Source organism: Streptomyces sp. NPDC054834 (assembly GCF_053611185.1).
This window is the reverse complement of record NZ_JBSGZV010000027.1, coordinates 1-20,702: the sequence shown is the minus strand read 5'-3', so window position 1 is coordinate 20,702 and position 20,702 is coordinate 1. Positions and strand designations below refer to the sequence as shown.

Below are 20,702 nucleotides of genomic sequence, written 5' to 3'. Positions count from 1 at the left end.
TACCGGAAGCCGATCAGACGGTGCGCGCGCCGGCCGCCCGGCTCGTGACGGCCTCGGTGCCGACCTCGTCCCCCACCTCCGAGAGATCCCGGTGCCGCGTCTCCCTGGCCGCGCCCACGGCGACCAGCGTCACCAGCGCCGCCGCGATCACGTACAAGGCGATCGGGGTCGAACTGTCGTAGTACGCCAGCAGGGCCGTGGCGATGAGCGGCGCGGGCGCGCCGGCGGCGACGGAGGCGAACTGGGCGCCGATGGAGGCGCCGGAGTAGCGCATCCGGGTCGCGAACATCTCGGCGAAGAACGCGGCCTGCGGCGCGTACATGGCGCCGTGCAGCACCAGCCCGACGGTCACGGCGAGGACGAGGTTGCCGAACGTTCCCGTGTCCACCAGCGAGAAGAACGGGAACATCCAAAGGCCGACCCCGGCCGCGCCCAGCAGATAGACGGGCCGGCGACCGACGCGGTCGGACAGCGCGCCCCAGGCCGGGATGACGGCGAAGTGCACGGCGGAGCCGATGAGCACGGCGTTCAGCGCCGTCTGCTTGGAGACGCCGGCCGACGTGGTGGCGTAGACGAGGATGAACGCCGTGATGACGTAGTAGCTGATGTTCTCCGCCATGCGCGCGCCCATCGCCACGAGAATGTCGCGCCAGTGGTGCCGCAGCACGGACACCAGCGGCGGCTTCTCGGCATCGTCCCCGCGGGCCGCCCTGCGCGCCTCGGCCCGCTCCAGCGCCTCCCGGAAGACGGGCGATTCGTCGACGGACAGCCGGATCCACAACCCGATCACGACCAGCACCCCGGACAGCAGGAACGGAATCCGCCAGCCCCAGCTGCCGAAGGCGTCGTCCGACAGGACGGCGGTGAGCAGCGACAGCACACCGGTCGCCAGCAACTGCCCGGCCGGCGCACCGGTTTGCGGCCACGACGCCCAGAACCCGCGCCGCCGCGCGTCCCCGTGCTCGGACACCAGCAGCACGGCCCCGCCCCACTCACCACCGAGCGCGAAACCCTGCACCAGCCGCAGCGCGGTCAGCAACACGGGCGCGGCGGCCCCGACACTCGCGTGCGTCGGCAGCAACCCGATCGCGAACGTCGCCCCACCCATCATCAGCAGGCTCAGCACCAGCAGCCTCTTACGCCCGAGCCGGTCACCGTAGTGCCCGAACACGAGGGCCCCCAGCGGCCGGGCCGCGAATCCCACCGCGTACGTCAGGAACGACAGCAGCGTCCCGACGAGCGGATCGGAGTCCGGGAAGAACAGCTTGTTGAACACCAGCGCGGCGGCCGAGCCGTACAGGAAGAAGTCGTACCACTCGATGGTGGTACCTATGAGGCCGGCGGCGACGATCCGGGGGAGGCTGGCGGGCGGTGGGGGAGCGGTGGTCTCTGATGCCATGTGCGCCACTTCCTCGTGTGCGGTGGGGACGGGTACGTGTCGGCACACGGTAGGAAGACGCACGTCAGGGGCACATGTGGTGGGGCAACATAGTTCGCGGGTTGGCTATGCGTGCGGCCGCCATGCCGGCTCAAGGAAGGGCGGTTCAGGGGCTCGAAAGTGGTGGAAACGAGCGCCGTCCGGGACGCGCAGTTCGGGGTGCAAGGCGCTGCCCCTGCGCGTGCTGCGCGTTCGCCCCAGCAGATTCTTCGTCTGCTGGTGGTACAGCGCTTGCGAGACCCTGAACTGCAGTGATGATGTAAGAGGTGCCTTTGCGGCTTGGTTGGTCCGCGTATGGTCCGGATCTTTCCTGTCCCGTGGCTTCGTGTGCACGGGAGGGACCGAGGGCAGCTGGAAGGGCGACGCCTTGTGGGTGTCGCCTGCGTGTGCGGTACCACATGGCACAGGTTGCAGAGACCGTCCAGGGGCGTCTACGCCAGTCCAGCGCGGGGAGGCGAACATCGCGGCCGGAACGATCGAACTCGAAGACGCCACACGGACCGCACTGGACGCCGCCGAGTCACAGTCCCCCGACGTCGCGCTCGGCTGAGCCCAACGCACGACGATCGCGCACCAGGGGGCTAGCGGTCATCCGGAGGTGTCCGCCGTGGCGCGTGGCGGGTCGGGTGTGAGGCGGGCGGCGACGCGTTCGGCGGAGGCGACGGCCCAGCGGCCGGAGGTCCCGGCGCCGAGGATCACGATGGCCCCTCCGCAGCCGGCGATGATCCACCAGGCGGCCGGGCGGGCTCCGGAGGTGATCGCGGCGCCGATCACCGCGATGCCGAGTGAGGAGCCGAGCTGCCGGCTGGTGGCGGCGACCGCGGCGGCGACCCCGGCCTGGGCGCGCGGCATGCCGGACACCGCCGTGTAGGTGATCGGGGCGTTGACGAAGCCGAAGCCGAGACCGAACAGGGCGTAGGTGACGTACAGCAGGGTGTCGGACGGGTGGTCGGAGCGGGTGACGGCTACGGCCAGTGCACCGCTGGCGGCGATGCCGGCCCCCGCGAGCAGCAGCGGAATCCGCGGACCGCGGCTGGCGACGATCCGCCCGGACAGCGGCGGGCACACCAGGGACAGTACCGCCATCGGCAGCAGGTGCAGCCCCGCGCCCAGGGCGCTCAGTCCCACCACCCGTTGCAGGTAGAGGGTGTTGGCGAACAGGAAGCCGCCGAGCGCGCCGAAGGCGAGGACCGCTGTCGCGGTGGCCCCGCTGAAGGGTGCGCTGCGGAAGAGCCGCGGTTCGATCAGCGGTTCGGCGCGCCGGTTCTCGTACGGTACGAAGGCGGCCAGCGTGCCCGCCGCGACGATCAGGCAGGCCACGATCGGCGGCGCGGTCCAGCCCTCGCCGGGCGCCTCGATGATGGCGTACGTCAGCGTGCCGAGCAGGACGATCACCAGCAACTGGCCGACCGGGTCGGCCCGTCGGGCCCGCGGCGCGCGGGACTCCGGGACGTACAGTGCGGAGAGCGTCAGCGCGGCCAGCCCGATCGGCACGTTCAGCCAGAACACCGACCGCCACCCGGCCGACTCCACCAGTACGCCGCCGAGGACCGGCCCGGCCGCCATGCTGAGGCCGACGACCCCGCCCCATACGCCGATGGCCCGTGCCCGGTCCCGGGGTTCGGTGAAGGTGTTGGCGAGGATCGCCATGGCGACGGGGGTGAGCATGCTGCCGCCCACCGCCTGCACCGTACGGAAGACCACCAGCCACCCCGTCGTGGGCGCCAGGCTGCACAGCCCGGACCCGGCGGTGAACAGCACGAGACCGAGCTGGAAGATCCGCCGGCGTCCGACGCGGTCGGCGGTGGCACCGGCCAGCGTCAGCAGCGAGGCCAGCACGAGGGTGTACGCGTCGAGGGTCCACTGCAGGCCGGAGACCGAGGAGTTCAGGTCCCGCTGCATCGAGGGCAGGGCGATGTTGAGGACGGTGACATCGAGACTCACCAGCAGCACGCTCAGGCAGCACACGACCAGGACGGGAACGCGCCTTCCGTGTCCGGAGACGGGCATGTGGTCTTCCCTGCTCAGTCGTTGGGCTGGTTGGTGGCGTGGGTGTCGGCGAAGTCCCAGACCACCGGGAGGAGTTGCTCGGGGGTCTCGATCTGGGGCATGTGGCCGGTACGGCGGAGGAGTTCGAACCGGGCGCCGGGGATGGCGTCGGCGTACGCGCGTCCGTACGCGGTGTCGGTGACCTGGTCGCTCTCGCCCCACGCGACGAGGACCGGGTGCGTGACCTTGGAAAGGCGCTCGCGCAGGGTGGGGTCGGCCATCGCGTGCGGGCCCGAATAGATCTGCAGTGCGGCCCGGTTGGCGACCGCCGCCGCGCGCTGCTCGTCGGAGAACGTGCTGGGGTCGATGCGGAACCTCTCGACGTCGTGGAAGGAGAGAGCGGACAGTTCGGCGGGCGTCAGGGTGAAGGGATCGGCGACCGGGTGGCCGGGGACGTGGATGCCGGCGGCGTTGACGAGGACGACGCTGCTGATCCGGTCGCTGCCGAGCAGGGCCATCTCGGCGGCGATCCAGCCGCCGATGGAGTTGCCGACGACAGTGACGTCGCTCAGGCCGAGTTCGTCCAGCAGCCGCACGTAGACCTGGGCGAGGGTGGGTACGTCGGTCAGCCAGTCGGGCCGGGCGGTGCCGCTGAAGCCGGGGTGGACGGGGGTGATGACGCGGGCCGGCCGCTGCCCGGAGAGGAACCCGGCGAACCCCGCGACGGTCTGCGGGCCGCCACCGCCGTGCAGGAGCAGGAAGGGGTGGCCCTCGCCCCGCTCGTCGACGGTGATGCTGAGGTCGAGGTCGCCGGAGTCGAGGGTGACGGTGATGGTGCGGGCGGTGCTGGTCATGGAGTTCTCCGAATCGGTTACTGGATCGGTTGCCGGCGTGTGCGGGTTGGTGATCTGAGCCGTTACGCGTAGTCGGTGGCCGGAACGGTGGCGTACCGGCTCATCACCTCGACCGTCGCCTGCGGGGTCAGCTCCTGACCGCCGGCGACCATGTCCCTCAGGTCGCGGAAGTACTGCACGTACAGGTCGGGGGTGAAGGTGTTGAGCATCACCGCGGGCTCGTCGCCGAGGTTGGCGAAGGTGTGCGGGGCGCCCGGCGGGATCATCGCGAGCGTGCCCGCCGGTGCGACGTGGGTCGTCTCGCCGACGGTGAAGTGCACGGTGCCGGAGACCACGTAGAAGCCCTCGTCGTGCTGGGCGTGCCGGTGCTGCGGGGGCCCTTCGGTGTGCGGGGCGAGGGTGATCTCGCCGATCCCGAGACGGTGCCCGGTGGTACTGCCGTCCTCAAGGATGCGGATCTGCGCCGGCCCCAGACGGATCGTCTCGCCGTCGTCCGGGCCGACCACGGAAACCTCGGTCATCGCCATCTCCTTCGTGAGAGTCAGCTCTCACGACGGAGGTTAGAGGGCGCAGTGTCGTTATGCAAGTGGACTCTCACGACGAGAGCAACCAGTGATAAGCTGACGACGGATGGACGGACACGAAAGGGGACGTACCGGTGGCGACGACGCAGACCGACACCGGCCGCAGCAACCAGAAGAGGCGCACGCGTACGGCGATCGTCGAAGCCGCCCGCGAACTCATCGCCTCGGGCGGCGACGTGACCATGCCCGCGATCGCGCGCGCCGCCCTGGTCTCCGAGGCCACCGCCTACCGCTACTTCCCCGACCTCCCCTCGCTGATCAGCGAGGCCCTGGCCGGTGTCTGGCCGCCCCCCGCCGAGGCACTCGCGCCGGTCGCGGACTCCGCCGACCCCGCCGAACGAGTCGCCTTCGCCTGCGAGTTCCTGTTGCGCGGCATACTCCTGCGCCAGGGCGCGGTACGCGCCATGATCGCGGCGACCATCACTCACCCCGAGACGGCGAGTGCGAGACCCGGTGTCCGTTTCGGGCTGATCGACCATGCGCTCGCTCCTCTGGAGGGAACGCTGGGTGCGACGGATCCCGCAGCCTTCTCCCAGCTCAAGCGGGACTTGGCCGTGGTCGTCAGCGCCGAAGCCCTCTTCACCCTCACCGACCTGTGCGGCCTTGGCCCCGATGATGCCGTCAACAGCGCCGTACGCACGGCGGCGACGCTGACCGAAGCCGCGGTGCGCACGGTCAGGCGGGGCTGAGCCGCGCGCACGGGGAAGTCTTCGCTGTCACTGGCGGCCAGGGGCGCAGAGTTCCTGGTCGATCAGCCTGTTCTGGGCCTGCTCGGTGGAGAGGTCGGACGCGCCGTCGCCGGTCGTCTCCATGACGACGACGCGTCGGCCGTCGGGGCTGATGCCGTCGCGGGTGCTGTATCCGGGGAAATCGCCGGCGTGGCTGTAGTAGGAGCCGCCGCAGGACAGCGGGATCCGCATCAGGCCCAGGCCGTAGCTCGCACCGGGCCACACGACGTCCAGGTCCGGGGTGCGTACGGTCGTCTTCATCGCGGCCAGCTCCGCCGGACGCAGCAGACGGCCGCCCAGGAGCGCGGAGTAGAAGCGGGTCATGTCGGCAGTCGTGCTGATCATGGCGCCCGCCGCGCCCGCCGCGGACGGGTTGAACTCGGTGACGTCGATCGTCGTGCCGGACCCGCCGAAGTTCGAGTAGCCGTGCAAATGCCGGCCGGGGATACGGGTGTCCGTGGTCGGGGCGAGGGTGTGGCGCAGGCCGAGCGGCTTGATGATGCGCCGGGTCACCTCCTGCTGCCAGCTGTGCCCGGTGGCCTTCTTGATGATCATTCCGGCGAGGATGTAATTGGTGTTGGAGTACTCCCACTTGGCGCCGGGCGCGAAGTCAGGCGCGTGCCGCAGCGCGATGGCCACCAGCTGCTCGTCCGTCCAGGTCTTGTACCGGTCCGCCTGGAAGCCGGCCACGTCGGCGAGTGCGGGGAAGTCCGCCGTGTAGTTGAACAGCCCGCTGGTGTGCTGGAGCAGCTGCCGCACGGTGATCTCGCTGCCGTCGTTTCCGTTGCCGGACACCACGCCCGGCAGCCAGTCCTCCAGGGTGTCGTCCAGCGACAGCCGCCCCTCGCCGACGAGTTGCAGCACCACCGTGGCGACATAGGTCTTGCTGGCGCTGGCGATCCGGAAACGGTCGCCGGTGCGTGCGGACTCGCCCGTGGCGGTGTCGGCGAGGCCGGCGCCGGCGTGGCGGCGCTGCCCGCCCGGGCCGGTCGACCGGGCGAGGACACCGACGGTCCCGGTCGCCATGATCGCGTTCACCTTGTCCTGCAGGCTGCTCTGCGGGGACTTGGTCGCAGGCGTCGCGGCTGTCGCCGTAGGGATCGTGAGTACGGACGCGGCGATCGCTGCGACGAGGGCCGAGGCGGTGATCCTCATGGGGTGTGCTCCTTGCGGGTCGGCGTTTGCACCGCTCTGTGCGGTGCGGTCACCAACCTAGGAATCCGGCCCCGCTCCGGACGATCACGCCAACTGCCAGACCGGTGGGGGCACTTACGCCCACAGCGGGGTACAGCCAGCTGTACCCCGAGAACGTCAACTCCGCCGCCGTACGTCCTCCAGGTAACGCAGAACCGCGGCCACCCGCCGGTCCACCTGGTCGGCGGGGGACAGGTCGAGCTTGGCGAAGATGCTGCGGATGTGCTTGTGGACGGCGCCCTCGGTGACAACGAGGCGGGCGGCGATGGCGCTGTTGCCGAGGCCCTCGGCCATGAGGGTGAGGACCTCGCGTTCGCGGGGGCTGAGGCGCTCCAGGCGGGTGTCCTGGCGGGTGCGGGTGAACAACTGGGCGACGACCTCGGGGTCGATGGCGGTGCCGCCGGCCGCGACGCGGTGCAGTGCGCTCAGGAACTCCTCCACCCGGCCGACCCGTTCCTTGAGCAGGTAGCCGAGGCCGCCCACGCCGCCGCCGAGGAGTTCGGTGGCGAAGGACTGCTCGACGTACGCGGACAGGACGAGGACCGCCAGACCGGGCCGGCGGCGCCTGGCCTCGACGGCCGCGACGATGCCCTCGTCGGTGTGGGTCGGCGGCATCCGTACGTCGAGGATGGCGACGTCCGGCTTGTGCTCGTCGATGGCGTCCAGGATGCCGTCGGGTGTGCCGGCGGTGGCCACCACGTCGAGCGATTCCGCGCGCAGCAGCAGGGCCAGCCCTTCGCGCAGCAACGGGTCGTCCTCCGCGATCACGATCCGCATGTCACGCTCCACAGGGAAGTTCCACCTCGAGGGTTGTCGGGCCGCCGGGCGGGCTGGCCAGGGAGAGGGTGCCGTCGTGCGCCGCGACCCGGCCGCGGATACCGGCGAGTCCGGAGCCACCGTCCTCTCTCCCAGGGCCGAAGGCCTGGGAGGTGCCCCCAGCGCCGCCGCGGCCGTCGTCGGTGATGGTCAGGTGCAGTCGTCCGGCGCGGCTGCGGACGGTGACGGTGGCGTGCTCGGCGCCGCTGTGCTTGGCGATGTTGGTCAGCGCCTCGGCGACCACGAAGTAGGCGGTCGCCTCGACGGAGGCGGCACACCGCTCCGGCGCGTCGACGTCGATCCGGCAGGGCACCGCGCAGTTCACGGCGAGTCCGGAGAGGGCGCCTTCGAGACCGCGGTCGGCCAGGACCGGGGGCAGGATGCTGCGCGAGACCATGCGCAGCTCGGCCAGGGCCTGTTCGGCGGCGCCCTGCGCGCGTTCGAGGAGTTCGTCGGCGCCGACCGGGTCCCGGGCCACCATGCGGCGGGCGGCGCCGAGCAGCACGGTGACGGTGACGAGCCGGTTCTGGGTGCCGTCGTGCAACGAGCGCTCGATCCGGCGCAGTTCGGTGGCGTGGGCGTCCAGCGCGGCGGCCCGGGTGGCGGTGAGCTCGGCGACGCGCAGGGACAGGTCCGCGTCGGGGCCGGCGGAGAGCAGCCGCCGTCCCGGCCGCGCCTGCAACCGCGCCATCCCGGGCGTGAGTCCCACGATGATCGCGATCCAGCCCAGGCCGAGCAGCGCGACGGCGAGGGCGTCCGCCCAGGATTGGGCGGGCCCGAACCCCACCGACGTACTGTCCGCGTCCTTCGGAATCAGCGGCCAGTACGCCGGGAACGTGAAGTCGCGCAGGGCGAGCAGGGGCAGCAGGACGCCGATCAGGCCCAGCAGGAGCCCCAGCGTCGCGTGAGCCGCCAGCCAGCACAGCTCCCGCCGGGTGGCGGCGTCGACGACGGCGAGCCGCAGCCGCGTCGGTGCCGGACCCGGGCCCACGATCTCGGGCCCCCAGCGGCCGAGACGGTCGCGCTCGCGCTCGGCCAGCGAGTGCAGCGCGCGCAGGACGGCGGGCGCCATCAGCAACCCGACGCCGAGCGGGGCGGTGACCGCAGCGACCGTCAGCCAGAGCAGGACGATCAGCGCGAGCAGCGCGGTACCGAGTCCGCCGGCGAGCTGTTCGAGCGCGGCGACGGTGGCACCGGCGGCGCGGACGACGGTGTCCCGGATGCCGGGTCGCGCGCCGGCAGCCTTCCGGCCGGTGGTGACGTCGTCGTGCCGGGTCGTGGTCACATCGCCCCCTCCTTCGCGAACGACCCTATGGGGTCGGCCAGTTCGCCGTCAGCATCAGGAGCCCGGAAGTACAGCCTGCTGTACCCCGAACCGGGCGGCTGGCGGGCTCGGAGACGAGGGTCACGGTCCGTAGCTTCGGTGACTGACAGCGATGCGCCGAAGGAGCACACGATGACGACCACGGACCCCTACCGCCTCACGACCGACACGGACAGCGCCCGACCGCCCGGCATCACCGGGGCGGACCTGGCAAGGGCGACCCTCTGGCTGGTGCTGGTGATCAGCGTGGCCGGCAACATGGCGGCCTCGTACACCGGCGCCGCGACGCATGTCCACCTCGCCTGCGGCGCGGTCACCGCGCTCTGCGTGGGGGCGCTCGTCACTCAGCGTCTGCGGGGCCGGCGATGAGGGCCCGCACCGCGGAAGCCGACCGCTCCCCCCACGTCACGGGGCCGGTCCACCCGCCCGCGATCGCGCTGGCGCACGTCGGCAAGACGTATCCGGGGGGCGTACGAGCCCTCGACGACGTGTCGTTGACCGTGGCACACGGCACCTTCCTGGCCGTGATGGGGCCGTCCGGATCCGGGAAGAGCACGTTGATGCACTGCGCCGCCGGCCTCGACTCCCCGACCGAGGGGAGCATCTCCATCGACGGCCACGAGATCGGCGGCCTGAACGAGACCCGCCGCACCGAACTGCGCCGCGAGCGCATCGGCTTCGTCTTCCAGTCCTACAACCTGATCCCTTCGCTCAGCATCGCCGACAACATCACGCTGCCGCTGCGCCTGGCGGGGCGGGCCCCCGACCGGGACTGGCTGGAGGCGCTGGTCGACCGGGTCGGGCTGGCCGGCCGGCTCACGCACCGCCCGGCCGAACTCTCCGGCGGCCAGCAGCAACGGGCCGCCATCGTACGGGCGTTGGTGGCCAGACCGGCCGTCGTGTTCGCCGACGAGCCGACCGGCGCGCTGGACCTGCGCAGCGCCCACGAAGTGCTGAACCTGCTGCGCGAACTCGTCGACGAACTGCGCCAGACGGTGGTGATGGTCACCCACGACCCGGCCGCCGCGGCCCAGGCCCACCAGGCGCTGGTGATGGCCGACGGCCGGGTGGTGGAGACCCTGGACGCGCCCACCGCCCCCCAACTGGCGGGCCGTCTCGTCGCGCTGGGGGAGGACTAGATCATGCTGCGTCTCGCGATCCGCATGGCCGGGCACCGGATCACCGCGCTGCTGGCGGTGGCGTGCGCGGTGCTCGGCGGTGCGGCACTGATCACCGGCACCGGGGTCCTGGCCGAGTCCGGGCTCCGCTCCCATCCGCCGGCCGGACGGCTCGCCGGTACGGACGTCGTGGTCTGTGCCGACCAGAACTTCCACCCGAGCGGCGACCTGCCGATCGCACTCCCGGAACGCGGTACGGTCCCGGCCCGCCTGGTCGGCCGGCTGGCAGGGCTGCGGGGCGTCACCGCGGCGGCCGGCGACATCAGCTTCCCCGCCGCGCTCCTCGACGGCCGGGGCCGCGTCGTCCCGACCGAGGATCCCCGTACGGCCGGACACGGCTGGTCCTCGACGAAGCTGCTGAAGGACCCGCGGGTCGTGGGCAGCGGGCCGGGCGGTTCGGACGAGATCGCCGTCGACGGCGCCACAGCCACCGCCGCAGGGGTCCGGGTGGGCGACCAGGTCAAGGTCGTCGCGGCCGGCCGCCCGGCTGCCGTCTACCGCCTCTCGGGGGTGGTCGACGCACCCGGAGCCGGAATTCTCTTCGCCGATGCGAGGGCCGCGGGACTGTCCGGCCGCGCCGGCGGTGTCCGCGCCGGGACCGTGGACCTGATCGGCCTGCGCACCGCACCCGGTGCCGCCGACGCGGTGGCCACCGCGGCCCGTGAACAGGTGCGGGGCACCGGCCTGACGGTGACGACCGGCGCGGACCGGGGAGACGCCGCGTCGCCCGGCGCGGGATCGGCCAGGTCCCTGCTGGTCCTGCTCGCCGGCTCACTGGCCGGCGTCGTCCTGATGATCATCGGGTTCGTCATGGCGAGCGCTCTGGCCGTGTCGATCGCCGGGCAACGACGTGACCTCGCGCTGATGCGGGCCGTCGGTGCAACGCCCCGGCAGATACGGCGACTTGCCGCCTCCCAGGCCACGGTCATCGCGGCCGTGGCACTCGTACCGGGCGTCGCGCTCGGCTACCTGCTGGCCGGGCAGTTCCGGCGGCAGCTGGTCGAGCGCGGGGTTCTCCCGGAGACCCTGCCGCTGAGCATCAGCCCGCTTCCCGCGATCGCCACGGCCCTGCTGCTGGCCGCCGCCGTCCAGGCGTCGGCCCGCGGCGCCGCATGGCGCACCTCCCGACTGCCGGCCACCGAGGCGGTCGCCGAATCGCGCAGTGAGCCCCGCGCTCCGTCGAAAGTCCGCACCCGCATCGGCCTGCTGGCGATCGCCGCGGCGACGACCCTCTCGATCCTGCCGCTGCTGAGCCGGACGGTCCTCGGCGCGACGGCCACGTCCTTCGGCGGCATCGTCGGAGCGATCGGCCTGGCGCTGGCCGGCCCCGCCCTGGTCCGGGGCGTCGGCAACACGGCGGCGCGACGCCTGCCGCCCGGCGTCTCCGCCCCCACCTGGCTGGCCGTGGCCAACATCCGCGGTTACGCCCTGCGGTTCGCCGGTGTCGTCAGCGCCCTCGCCATGGCGGTCGTGTTCGTCCTGACCTACACCCTCACCCAGACGACGGTGCTGACCGCCACCGCCCAGGACATCCGCGCCGGCACCCTCGCCCAGCAGCGCCTGAGCGCACCGGGCCTCGGCGGACTGCCCGACGACGCGCTCACCGCCGTACGGAACACCTCAGGCGTACGGGCGGCGGCCCCGGTCGGCACCACCACCGTCGTGTGGCCGTACAAGCAGTTCGGCGACGACGAGGTCGACTCCAGTACGGCGATGATCCTGACCCCGGACGCACCGGCCGTCCTCGACCTGGACGTACGCGACGGCAGCCTGGCCCGCCTCACCGGCGACACCGTCGCCGTCAGCGGCGACGCCGCCCGGACCCGGGGTGCGCGTCTGGGGCACCGGGTGACGTTGGTCCTCGGCGACGGCACCCGTGTCACCCCGAAGGTCGTCGCCGTCTACGACCGCGGCCTCGGCTTCGGCCCGCTCGTCATCTCCCACGACCTCGCCACGGGGCACACCACCGCCGGACTCGACCAGAGCATCCTCATCCGCACCGACGACACCGCCGCGTCCCGGCAGGGCCTCGCCGCCCTCGCCGCGTCCCGCCCCGGCCTCGCCCTCGAAGCGGCCGACACCGGCTCCGGCGACGACCTGAGCGATGCCCCGCCCGAGGTCTGGATCAACCTGGCCACCATCGTCGTACTCCTCGGCTACCTGCTCCTCAGCATCGCCAACAAGCTGGTCGCCGCCACCGCCCAGCGCCGCAACGAGATAGCCGCCCTCCGCCTGAACGGCACCACACCGCGCCAGATCCTCGCCATGATGCGCCGCGAAGCCGCGCTGATCGGCGCCGCGGCCCTCGCCACGGGCCTGCTGCTGTCCGCCGTCCCCCTGGCCCTCCTGGGCGTCGGCTTCCTCCACCGGCCTTGGCCCGCAGGCCCGGTATGGCTGCTGCCCGCGCTCGCGCTCGCCGTCGTCTGCACGGCCTTCGTCACCATCGAACTCCCCACCCGACAGGCCCTGCGCACGCCACCCGCTCACGCACTCGCCGCCCGCGAGTAGGCCCGGCCACCACGAAGGGGCCAGTCGCCAGGACAAACGCTCGGCCGGGGCCTCCGGCCGAGCGTGATCAGTTCTGAAGCTGATCGGAAAATCGATGTCCGGGAGGGCAGGCGGCAGCATCCGGGGCTCACAGCCCGAACATCAAGCGGCGTCGGCGGACAGCCCCTGTACCGATTTTCACGCCCGTGGGGCGTCACCGCAGGTGAACGGTCGACTCCTGTAGATCGTCAAGCAGCTTGCGCGCCGCCGCCTTCGTCACCCGCTTCGCGGCGGTCGCGGTCCGCTTCCGGGGAGCGCGGCTCGATGCCGGTGCCCTTACCGCCTTGGCGAACTCGGCGTCGAATCGTTACTGCCGAGCGCGCGGCCGAGTTTCGCTGGTCCGCGAGCGAGACGGTTTCATCTGCAGGCCCGCGGGCGACGTTCCTCCTCGGTATCGCTGCTCCTTGCAGTTGTCAGAATCGCGCTCGCGACAACCTCGAAGAGGCGATCGGCGCGTGGCACGAGTGAGGGTTGATCGCCGAGCCAGGCGAGCATGGCTACCAGCGCAAACAAATCGGCGCCATCGATATCGCTCCGCGCCATGCCCGCGGCCTGGGCACGGGTGAGGAGCCGCGCACCGGCTGCGCGCAGGGTGACGCACGAAGCGTGCAGTGCGGATTCGGTGTCCTCGATGGCGGCTGCCATCAGCACGGTCACGCCCCGATACTCGGTTGTCCACGCGACGCAGTCGCGTAGCCACGAAACGAGAGCGTCTTCGGGCGAGCTCGACGTCTCGAGCTCGCCTGCCTTTGCCGTCAGTTCGTCGAAGCTCGTGCGGAGCAGGGCATCGAGCAGCGCCTCGCGCGTCGGGAAGTGCCGCAGCAGCGTCGCGAGCCCGACGTCGGCCCTGCGCGCGATGTCGCGCAGTGACACGTCGACGCCTTGCTCGGTGATGGCGGTGCCCGCTACTGCGAGCAGGTGGTCGCGGTTCTTCCTGGCGTCGGCTCGCATCTGTCCCTCTTGACTATCCGGATCGGTGGTCCATATATTCGGATCAGTGGTCCACTTATGTGGATCGCTGATCCGATTAAGCGTATCCCGCAGCGCGGGCAGGAGAAAACGATGCCGACACACACGATGAGGGCGGTCCGGCTCCATGAGCACGGTGGCCCTGAAGTTCTGCGTTACGACGAGGTGCCGATTCCCGAGCCGGGGCCGGGCGAGGTACTCGTTCGCGTTCACGCGGCCGGCATCAATCCTCCGGACTGGTACCTCCGCGGCGGGCTGACCAGGATGCCCGGGGAGACGGAATCGACGGTCAGCCTGCCGGTGATTCCGGGTACGGACGTGTCGGGCGTCGTCGAGGCCGTCGCCGCGGACGTGGACGGCCTCGCCGTAGGTGACGAAGTCTTCGGTCTTCTGCGTTTTCCCAGCTTCGACGGCAGTGCATACGCCGAGTACGTGGCCGCGCCTGCGTCGGACCTCGCACGCAAGCCGGCCGGCATCGACCACGTGCACGCCGCCGGGGCGCCCATGGCCGGGCTCACCGCGTGGCAGTTCCTGATCGAGCTCGGACACGATCACCCCTCGCCCTTCCAGGAGGCACGGCATCGCCCGACGGCACTCGACGCCGACACGACGGTGCTCATCAACGGCGCCGCGGGCGGCGTGGGGCACTTCGCGCTACAGCTGGCGAAGTGGAAGGGCGCACGTGCCATCGCGGTGGCATCGGGCGCGCATGAATCGTTCCTGAGCGAGCTCGGCGCCGATCAGTTCATCGACTACACCAAGAGTCGTCCCGAGGAACTCGTGCACGACGTCGACCTCGTTCTCGACACCGTCGGTGGCCCCGACAGCAGCCGCTTCCTGCGCACGCTCAAGCGTGGCGGCTCCCTCTTCCCGGTGTTCCCTGGCCAACTCGACGAAGAAGAGACCGCGAAGCTGGGCGTCACGGTCTCGAGCGCACAGGTCCGCTCGAACGGCGCGCAGCTCGCCGAACTGGGACGCCTGCTCGACGCGGGCACGGTCCGCGTCGCGATCGACAGCGTGTTTGCGCTCGCGGATGCCCGGGCCGCGCACGAACGCGCCGCCCGAGGGCACATCCAGGGCAAGATCGTACTCACGGTCGCTTAGGAGCTGTCCGGGCGATCACGGTTCGGTGCGCAAGGCCAGGGGTTGCTTGTCGGAACAGTCCCATAGCCTGCGCTCATGACGACCGCTGAGTCCGGATCTTTTTCGAGTGCGGCCCTTGAGGAGTACCTCTCCTTGATCGACGAGCTGCTCGCACAGCCTTTCCCGGAGGCGAACTTCCATGACGACACCGGGTGCGGTGGCCCTGAGCATCGTGTGCGCATCCTGCGGGCCAGTCAGGAGTTCTGGGGTGACGATGACGGCCAGGCGGCGCGTGAGGCTGACGCAGACCTGCGTGCCTACCTGGACGCCCTGATCGCAGCCCTTACGGCACGCTGGGGCGAGCCGCTCGTCATTGACCTGTTGCCGTATCTGCGGGCCGGCCTCGAGGGGGAGGCGGTGTCCGAGCCGATCAACTGCCTGAGCCAGCTGACTGGAAGCATGCAGGCGTGGCCGCACCGGGATCCCGGTCGCTGGCTCGGGCTCGCCATTGGACAGGGGGATAAGGAGTTGCCGCTCGAACTGCTCGCGGCGGTTGGCCAGACCCTTGCGCTTGAGCCGAGCGAGTCCGGTCGGTCATGAGCGGAGCCATGATCGTGGTTGCGACCTGATCTTCCCCACCGGCAAGCGCAAGGTACACGCCCCGTCGGTCGCGAGCATCTACCGGGCGCTCACCGAGCACGCGAAGCGGGAGGCGTACCCGGAGGCCGTCAAGGCGGCCCAAGCCGACTTGGTCGTCCAGAGCCTCGCCGTAGCTATACGAGAACAGTGCCTATCCCGCGTTGCGTGGTGACAGCCGCTGTGTGATCCGATCGAACAGCTCCTCCAGCGGCTCGCCGACGTCCCGACCGAATTCCGTCAACCCGTAGGTGACCTGGGGCGGCGTCGTCGGCTCGACCTCCCGCCAGACCAGGCCGTCTTGGACCAGCGCGCGCAGGGTCTGGGCGAGCATCTTCTCGCTGATGCCCTGGATGCTCTCGCGCAGCTCGTAGAACCGGAGGGCGTTGCTCCGCAAGGAGATCAACACCCAGACGCCCCATCTGCTGGTCACATGGTCGACCACATCGCGCGCGGGGCAGTCGGTGTGAAACACCTCATACCTCTTCCCCGCCTCGGCCGGTATGAACTGCGCGCTTCCCGCCATGTGTTGAGCTTACCCAAAGGTATGTCCTTACCAATAGTCAGCCCGACTCCTAGCGTGAAGGCCACAGAGGACATCGGACAAGGAGCTGATCATGATCGTCGTGACCGGGGCTACCGGGAATGTGGGACGGCCGTTGACGCGGGCGCTGGCCGAGGCGGGCCAGCAGGTGACCGCGGTGTCGCGGCACGCGGCGGAGGTGGCGGATGGCGTCCGCCACGTGGCGGCCGACCTGGCCGAGCCGGCCGGCCTTGAGCCCGCGCTGGCCGGGGCGAAGGCGCTGTTCCTGCTGCTGTCCGGCGACATGCACGCCGCCGGAGCCGGCCCGGCCGACATCATCGGCGAAGCCGCGGTCAGCGGGATCCGCCGGGTCGTCCTGCTCTCCTCGCAGGGCGTGGCGACCAGGCCCTTCGGCACGACGCGGATCGCGATGCGCGCGGTGGAGGACGTGCTGCGGGAGTCCGGCCTGGAGTGGGCCATCCTGCGGCCGGGCGGATTCGCCTCCAACGCCCTGTGGTGGGCCGAGTCCATCCGCGTGCGGCGGGTCGTCGCCGCGCCCTTCGGCGACGTCGGGGTGCCGATCATCGACCCGGCGGATATCGCCGAGGTCGCGGCGGCCTGCCTGCTGGATTACCGGCACACCGGCGCCGTGTACGAGCTGACCGGCCCGGAGGTGATCACGCCGCGCCAGCAGGCGGAGGCCATCGCCGCCGCACTGGGCTCGCCAGTGCGGTTTCACGACCTCACCCGCGACGAGGCCAAGGCCGCCATGGCCCGGAGCATGCCGGCGGAGCTCGCCGAGGACACCCTGGACATCCTCGGTGCCCCGAGCCCGGCCGAGCTGCGCGTCAGCCCGGACGTCCAGCGGGTCCTCGGCCGTGCCCCGCGCCCGTTCGCCGACTGGGCCGTCCGCAATATCGCCGCGTTCCGCTGAGACGGGTCAGCGCCGCTGGAAGGCGCCTTCGGCTTTTCGCTCATCATCCGGACAGGACGCAAGTGAAACGACCGGGCTGGGGTATGGGGGCGATCCATCTAGATCACATGCCCTTTGAGAGCAAGGATGATGGCCGCGCCGATACCGCCCAGGCACAAGGCTGTGGCCGCCGGGAGCATTCCGCCGTCGCGCCAGCGGAAGGGACGGTCCAGGGCCAGACGGCCGGGGCCGATGGCGGCGACGGCGACTGCGACCACGGCGATGGACAGCGGGTACTCGAACCCACCGTTGGTGGCCCAGAGGCCGTGCGACGACGTCACCACCATGGCATTGATCATCACGCCGACCACGGCGGCGGCGGCCAGCGGGGTCAGTAGACCGACGGCCAGGCCGAGCCCTCCCAGGAGTTCCGAGGCGCCGGCGAGGCCGGCGAAGAACTCGCTGGGGTGATAGCCCAGGGCAGCGAATCCTTTGCCGGTGGCGTTCAGCCCGGGGCCGCCGAACAGGCCGAAGAGCTTTTGCGCGCCGTGGGCGGCCAGTAGCAGGCCGGTCGTGGCACGCAGCAGGAGCATCCCGACGTCGGCTGCCGAGACGGACGGCTGTATGCGGCGGCCATCCGCCCGGGGGGATTCTGTTGCCGAAGCAGAGGGTGCGGAGATTGCCTGGAGTGGCGCGTAGGTGATTTTCATCGCTGGTTCTCTTTCGGCATCGGGTGCCGGCGGACATCGACGCTGAGGCGGGGGGCTGCCGGGGCGGTGCGATGGAGTTGAGGAGTCATGTCGGTTGAGCGTTCGTGAGGCGCAGATGGCACCGTTGGCCTTGTGGGCACAGCGCCCGGAGCCGCTGCGGGGGCCAAATCGACACCCGCCGGTGGCCGAGCGAGGTACGGCCTTGCGCCGGTGATTTATCCGCCGCCCATCATGGGCATTGGTGCCTGGCAGGAAACGGGGTCGGCGTCGCACTCGGTGATGCAGCCGGCCTCATGGGTGAAGCTGCTGTCTCCTCGGCGAACGGCTTTCCGCAGGCCTCTGGCAGAAGCCGGCCTCTTGAGAGGGTCACGGCCGCATGTCCCGAATGCCGTGGGTTCACGCCGTGTGACCTCAGCCGTGGCATGCCGCAATGGTGTCCCCGGACCGCTTCGAGGGGAAGACGGCCTCGCCACTAGAAGTGGCACTAATCGCTAGCCTGGAATACATGAACGGCGAGGCACGACGGCGCCAGGACCTGGCCGACTTCCTCAAAGCGCGGCGGGGCGAGGTCGTGCGCGCCGACCTCGGACTGCCCCCGGTCGGGGGAAGGAGAACGTCGGGGCTCCGCCGTGAGGAGGTCGCTTTTCTCTCCAGCGTCAGCGTCACCTGGTACGCGTGGCTCGAACAGGGCCGGGAGATCAAGCCGTCCCGGCAGGTACTCGACGCGGTCGCTAGCACCCTCCGCCTGTCTGTCGCCGAACACACCTACATCCTCGCGCTGGCCGGCTACTCCGCCCCTCGACCTGCGGCTGCGCCGCTACCGGCCCCGGCCCACGTCCAGCGGCTGCTCGACGCGCTCGCGGACTTCCCCTGTTACGCGATCGCACCGGACTGGTGCATATCAGGGTGGAACAGAGCGTATAGGGCCCTGTACCCCAACGTGGCGACCGTCCCGGCCCAGGACCGCAATGTGCTGTGGCTTGTGTACACCGATCCCTATCTCCACGAGCTGATCGCCGATTGGGAGGTCAGCCGCCGCCTTCTCCTCGCCGAATTCAGGGCCGAGTCCGGCCCCAGGCTGGGCGAACCGCCCTACGCCCATCTGATCGGGCGGCTCCTCAAGACCAGCGAAGCTTTCCGCACCGACTGGAGCATCCGCGACATCGAAGTGTTCACCTCACGTGAGCGCGTCTTCCACCACCCGGTCGTCGGCTCCTTGCGCCTCGAGCAACACCGCCTGGCACCCTCGGACCATCCCGATGTGCGCGTGGTGATCTACACGCCCGTGGACCCGGACACTGCCGCACGTCTGCGTCAGATGACCGACGACCAGCCGTCACCCCCGACCTCGCCGGACTGACCTGCCACCGCCGAACTGTCACCGTGGAGCCGGAGCCCCCGAATCCACCTGCGCCCGGTGCACGACCCGACGGTCGCGCGCCTGGCATCCGCTGATCGCGACCCTCACGGCCGAGGCGGTCGAGGGCCCCGGCCGGGCGGCGCCGCACCCCCCGGCACCGGCCAGTTCTTCAAAAGGCGTCAGTCACCTACTCAGGACTCGAAGCACGGGATTTCACCTGCGCTGGTACAACCACTACCCCCTCCACGCTTGACCCCACGCTGCCGCCAGCGCAGCGTTGGCCGCGTGGGCGAAAGTAATCAAACGGATATTCGCGACGTCGGTGCTTGACCGACACAGGCGTCACCCGCCCACAGCATGCGGCAGGCCACCAGCCTGACGCCGAGGGCCGCGGCCCGGCCCCCTCGCCGCCGGTCCGCTCGGGGAGGTCACGCCACTCGGGGACGGCGTCGGGGTCCTGCAGTAGCCGTTCGGGCGCCAGATCCGCGATAGCGATGGACTCCTCGCGCGCCAGCCGGTGGTCCGCCGGCAGCACGGCGACGCGGGGCTCCCGGAAGAGCGGGCGCAGCTCCAGGCCGCGATGGTCGACCGGCAGCCGTACGAAGCTCACGTCGAGAAGGCCCTCGTGCACCCCTTGGACCTGGTCGCCTCAGGAAGTGCGCACCACCTGCACCGAAGCCCGGCATCTCCGAATGGAGAGGCCGGGCTTTCGCGCCTGTACGGGGGATGGTCAGGTCAAAAATGCCTGTTCCCCAACTCTCACGAGCGAATGGCGGCTGGTGATGCCGACCTCGGACGCCTCATGCGGTGCCCGGCATGACAAGCTGTGATCTCCACTGCCCGAACCCAGGAGGTCAACATGGCCGCAGAGTCTCCATCACAAGAAGGTTCGGAGTCGGCTGACGTCGAGAGCCCTGCCCTGTCGCCCGACGACGACGGTCAGTACGACCTGAAGCGCAAGTTTCGGGAGGCCCTGGCGCGCAAGCGCGGTATGCAGGCGGACGCCGCCGAACTCGCTGCGAACACCGACGCGTCAAAGGTCCGCGCCGCGCACGGCCCGGCTGCAAACCAGCGGTCGTTCCGACGCAAGAGCGGCGGCTGAGTCCGTAACGGCCGCTAGGTGGCTACTTGCCCCTGAAAAAGAGTTCAGCCTGGTGACGGGGCTGTGCTGAGGGCCGGCGGTATCTCGCTGGCCTGCCGGTGGTGTGTACCTCACCGGTTGAGGGCGGTCATCCGGTGGAGGTTGTAGGCGAAGATCCCGAGTCCGGCCCAGGACTGGGCGCCGGTCAGGCCGCGGAGGCGGGTTCGGCGGAAGCCGAAGCTGCGTTTGAGGTGGCTGATGCGGGCCTCGATGCCGACTCTCCAGTTGCGCATGCGTCGGAGCGGGCGGCTGTGTTCGTACTCCCGTCGTGCCTTTCCGGGCTTCCCGGAGCGTCGGAGGCCGATCCGCCGCACGCCGGTTCACTCAGAGCCTTGTCGTTGGCAACGGTGCCGAAGCGGCCCCGGTCGGCAACGACCTGCCCGGTGGGCGGCCGGTCAGCGTGGTGACGCGTTCCACCGATGGCACCAGCTGCGGTGCGTCGGGCGGGTTCCCGCGCTGGACCTGGTGGTCGACGACGAAGCCGTCTTCGTCCTCGGCCACCAGTGCGGTATAGCCGAACTGGGTCGGGTGCTGAGGCTTGCCCTTTCGGATCGGCCGGGCGTCGGGATCGACCAGCGAGTCAACGCAGCGGCACACCAGACTCCTTCGGGAGCACGTTGCTAGGGCCTGTGTGACGTTGTGATCAGCCAGTTGCCTTCAGCAGGTCGTTGATCCAGATCATTGAGGCACGGAGGTGGAGGCCGGCGAGGTAGCT

19 protein-coding genes and 2 pseudogenes are annotated in these 20,702 nt (G+C 70.7%); 9 read left to right on the top strand and 12 right to left on the bottom strand.

Annotated elements, in window-relative coordinates; genetic code table 11:
• Positions 1-13: 13 nt before the first annotated feature.
• From ACWGJM_RS30240 to ACWGJM_RS30225, 4 genes are all read right to left on the bottom strand, one after another.
• Positions 14-1,399: an MFS transporter gene (locus ACWGJM_RS30240; protein ID WP_453414903.1), complete on the bottom strand. Its 1,386-nt coding sequence runs from the start codon at positions 1,397-1,399 to the stop codon at positions 14-16.
• Positions 1,400-2,026: 627 nt separating this feature from the next.
• Positions 2,027-3,448 carry a DHA2 family efflux MFS transporter permease subunit gene (locus ACWGJM_RS30235; protein ID WP_453414902.1) on the bottom strand — a complete coding sequence of 474 codons (1,422 nt, stop codon included), beginning with the start codon at positions 3,446-3,448 and terminating at the stop codon, positions 2,027-2,029.
• A gap of 14 nt (positions 3,449-3,462) precedes the next feature.
• Entirely contained in the window at positions 3,463-4,281 is an 819-nt protein-coding gene (locus ACWGJM_RS30230; protein WP_453414901.1) for an alpha/beta fold hydrolase, read from the bottom strand.
• A gap of 62 nt (positions 4,282-4,343) precedes the next feature.
• Positions 4,344-4,802, bottom strand: a complete 459-nt coding sequence (locus ACWGJM_RS30225; protein ID WP_453414900.1) for a cupin domain-containing protein — start codon at positions 4,800-4,802, stop codon at positions 4,344-4,346.
• A gap of 137 nt (positions 4,803-4,939) precedes the next feature.
• On the opposite strand from ACWGJM_RS30225, the gene ACWGJM_RS30220 reads away from it, so the two are divergent.
• Positions 4,940-5,554 (top strand): TetR/AcrR family transcriptional regulator, encoded by a 615-nt coding sequence (locus ACWGJM_RS30220; protein ID WP_453414899.1) that lies wholly within the window; start codon positions 4,940-4,942, stop codon positions 5,552-5,554.
• Positions 5,555-5,581: 27 nt separating this feature from the next.
• Here the strand turns inward: ACWGJM_RS30220 and ACWGJM_RS30215 are convergent, their stop codons facing one another.
• The 3 genes from ACWGJM_RS30215 to ACWGJM_RS30205 all read right to left on the bottom strand — a co-directional run bounded on the left by ACWGJM_RS30215 (position 5,582) and on the right by ACWGJM_RS30205 (position 8,825).
• On the bottom strand, positions 5,582-6,748 hold the full coding sequence (locus ACWGJM_RS30215) for a serine hydrolase domain-containing protein (RefSeq protein WP_453414898.1): 1,167 nt from the start codon (positions 6,746-6,748) through the stop codon (positions 5,582-5,584).
• A gap of 156 nt (positions 6,749-6,904) precedes the next feature.
• Complete coding sequence (locus ACWGJM_RS30210) at positions 6,905-7,564, bottom strand: response regulator transcription factor (protein ID WP_453414897.1); 660 nt, start codon at positions 7,562-7,564, stop codon at positions 6,905-6,907.
• A 1-nt stretch (position 7,565) separates the two neighbouring features.
• Positions 7,566-8,825 carry a sensor histidine kinase gene (locus tag ACWGJM_RS30205; protein ID WP_453415004.1) on the bottom strand — a complete coding sequence of 420 codons (1,260 nt, stop codon included), beginning with the start codon at positions 8,823-8,825 and terminating at the stop codon, positions 7,566-7,568.
• 234 nt (positions 8,826-9,059) lie between these two features.
• Between ACWGJM_RS30205 and ACWGJM_RS30200 the strand changes: the two genes are divergently transcribed.
• Genes ACWGJM_RS30200 through ACWGJM_RS30190 form a run of 3 tightly spaced genes read left to right on the top strand, consistent with a single transcriptional unit; the run spans position 9,060 to position 12,613 of the window.
• On the top strand, positions 9,060-9,296 hold the full coding sequence (locus tag ACWGJM_RS30200; protein ID WP_453414896.1) for a hypothetical protein: 237 nt from the start codon (positions 9,060-9,062) through the stop codon (positions 9,294-9,296).
• Positions 9,293-10,066, top strand: coding sequence for an ABC transporter ATP-binding protein (locus ACWGJM_RS30195; RefSeq protein WP_453414895.1), 774 nt, complete (start codon positions 9,293-9,295; stop codon positions 10,064-10,066). The genes ACWGJM_RS30200 and ACWGJM_RS30195 overlap by 4 nt, the downstream gene beginning before the upstream one ends.
• Before the next feature lie 3 nt (positions 10,067-10,069).
• Entirely contained in the window at positions 10,070-12,613 is a 2,544-nt protein-coding gene (locus tag ACWGJM_RS30190; RefSeq protein ID WP_453414894.1) for an FtsX-like permease family protein, read from the top strand.
• A gap of 396 nt (positions 12,614-13,009) precedes the next feature.
• Here the strand turns inward: ACWGJM_RS30190 and ACWGJM_RS30185 are convergent, their stop codons facing one another.
• A complete protein-coding gene (locus ACWGJM_RS30185; RefSeq protein WP_453414893.1) occupies positions 13,010-13,603 on the bottom strand; it encodes a TetR/AcrR family transcriptional regulator in 594 nt (197 codons plus the stop codon).
• Positions 13,604-13,714: 111 nt separating this feature from the next.
• On the opposite strand from ACWGJM_RS30185, the gene ACWGJM_RS30180 reads away from it, so the two are divergent.
• Positions 13,715-14,725, top strand: a complete 1,011-nt coding sequence (locus ACWGJM_RS30180; protein ID WP_453415003.1) for an NADP-dependent oxidoreductase — start codon at positions 13,715-13,717, stop codon at positions 14,723-14,725.
• A gap of 75 nt (positions 14,726-14,800) precedes the next feature.
• On the top strand, positions 14,801-15,304 hold the full coding sequence (locus ACWGJM_RS30175) for a hypothetical protein (RefSeq protein WP_453414892.1): 504 nt from the start codon (positions 14,801-14,803) through the stop codon (positions 15,302-15,304).
• Positions 15,305-15,494: 190 nt separating this feature from the next.
• On the opposite strand, the gene ACWGJM_RS30170 is transcribed toward ACWGJM_RS30175, so the two are convergent.
• Positions 15,495-15,866: a winged helix-turn-helix transcriptional regulator gene (locus tag ACWGJM_RS30170; protein WP_453414891.1), complete on the bottom strand. Its 372-nt coding sequence runs from the start codon at positions 15,864-15,866 to the stop codon at positions 15,495-15,497.
• Positions 15,867-15,957: 91 nt separating this feature from the next.
• On the opposite strand from ACWGJM_RS30170, the gene ACWGJM_RS30165 reads away from it, so the two are divergent.
• Entirely contained in the window at positions 15,958-16,797 is an 840-nt protein-coding gene (locus ACWGJM_RS30165; RefSeq protein ID WP_453414890.1) for an SDR family oxidoreductase, read from the top strand.
• A gap of 98 nt (positions 16,798-16,895) precedes the next feature.
• On the opposite strand, the gene ACWGJM_RS30160 is transcribed toward ACWGJM_RS30165, so the two are convergent.
• Positions 16,896-17,486: a DoxX family protein gene (locus ACWGJM_RS30160; RefSeq protein ID WP_453414889.1), complete on the bottom strand. Its 591-nt coding sequence runs from the start codon at positions 17,484-17,486 to the stop codon at positions 16,896-16,898.
• Between the two features lie 505 nt (positions 17,487-17,991).
• Between ACWGJM_RS30160 and ACWGJM_RS30155 the strand changes: the two genes are divergently transcribed.
• The gene (locus ACWGJM_RS30155) at positions 17,992-18,846 is read left to right on the top strand and encodes a helix-turn-helix transcriptional regulator (RefSeq protein ID WP_453414888.1); all 855 of its coding nucleotides are present in this window, start codon (positions 17,992-17,994) and stop codon (positions 18,844-18,846) included.
• 187 nt (positions 18,847-19,033) lie between these two features.
• Here the strand turns inward: ACWGJM_RS30155 and ACWGJM_RS30150 are convergent.
• Positions 19,034-19,480, bottom strand: a pseudogene (locus ACWGJM_RS30150) (LysR substrate-binding domain-containing protein); the annotation flags it as partial.
• A gap of 225 nt (positions 19,481-19,705) precedes the next feature.
• On the opposite strand from ACWGJM_RS30150, the gene ACWGJM_RS30145 reads away from it, so the two are divergent.
• Entirely contained in the window at positions 19,706-19,948 is a 243-nt protein-coding gene (locus ACWGJM_RS30145; RefSeq protein WP_453414887.1) for a DUF5302 domain-containing protein, read from the top strand.
• 110 nt (positions 19,949-20,058) lie between these two features.
• On the opposite strand, the pseudogene ACWGJM_RS30140 reads toward ACWGJM_RS30145, so the two are convergent.
• Positions 20,059-20,578, bottom strand: a pseudogene (locus ACWGJM_RS30140) (transposase); the annotation flags it as partial.
• Positions 20,579-20,702 lie beyond the last annotated feature (124 nt).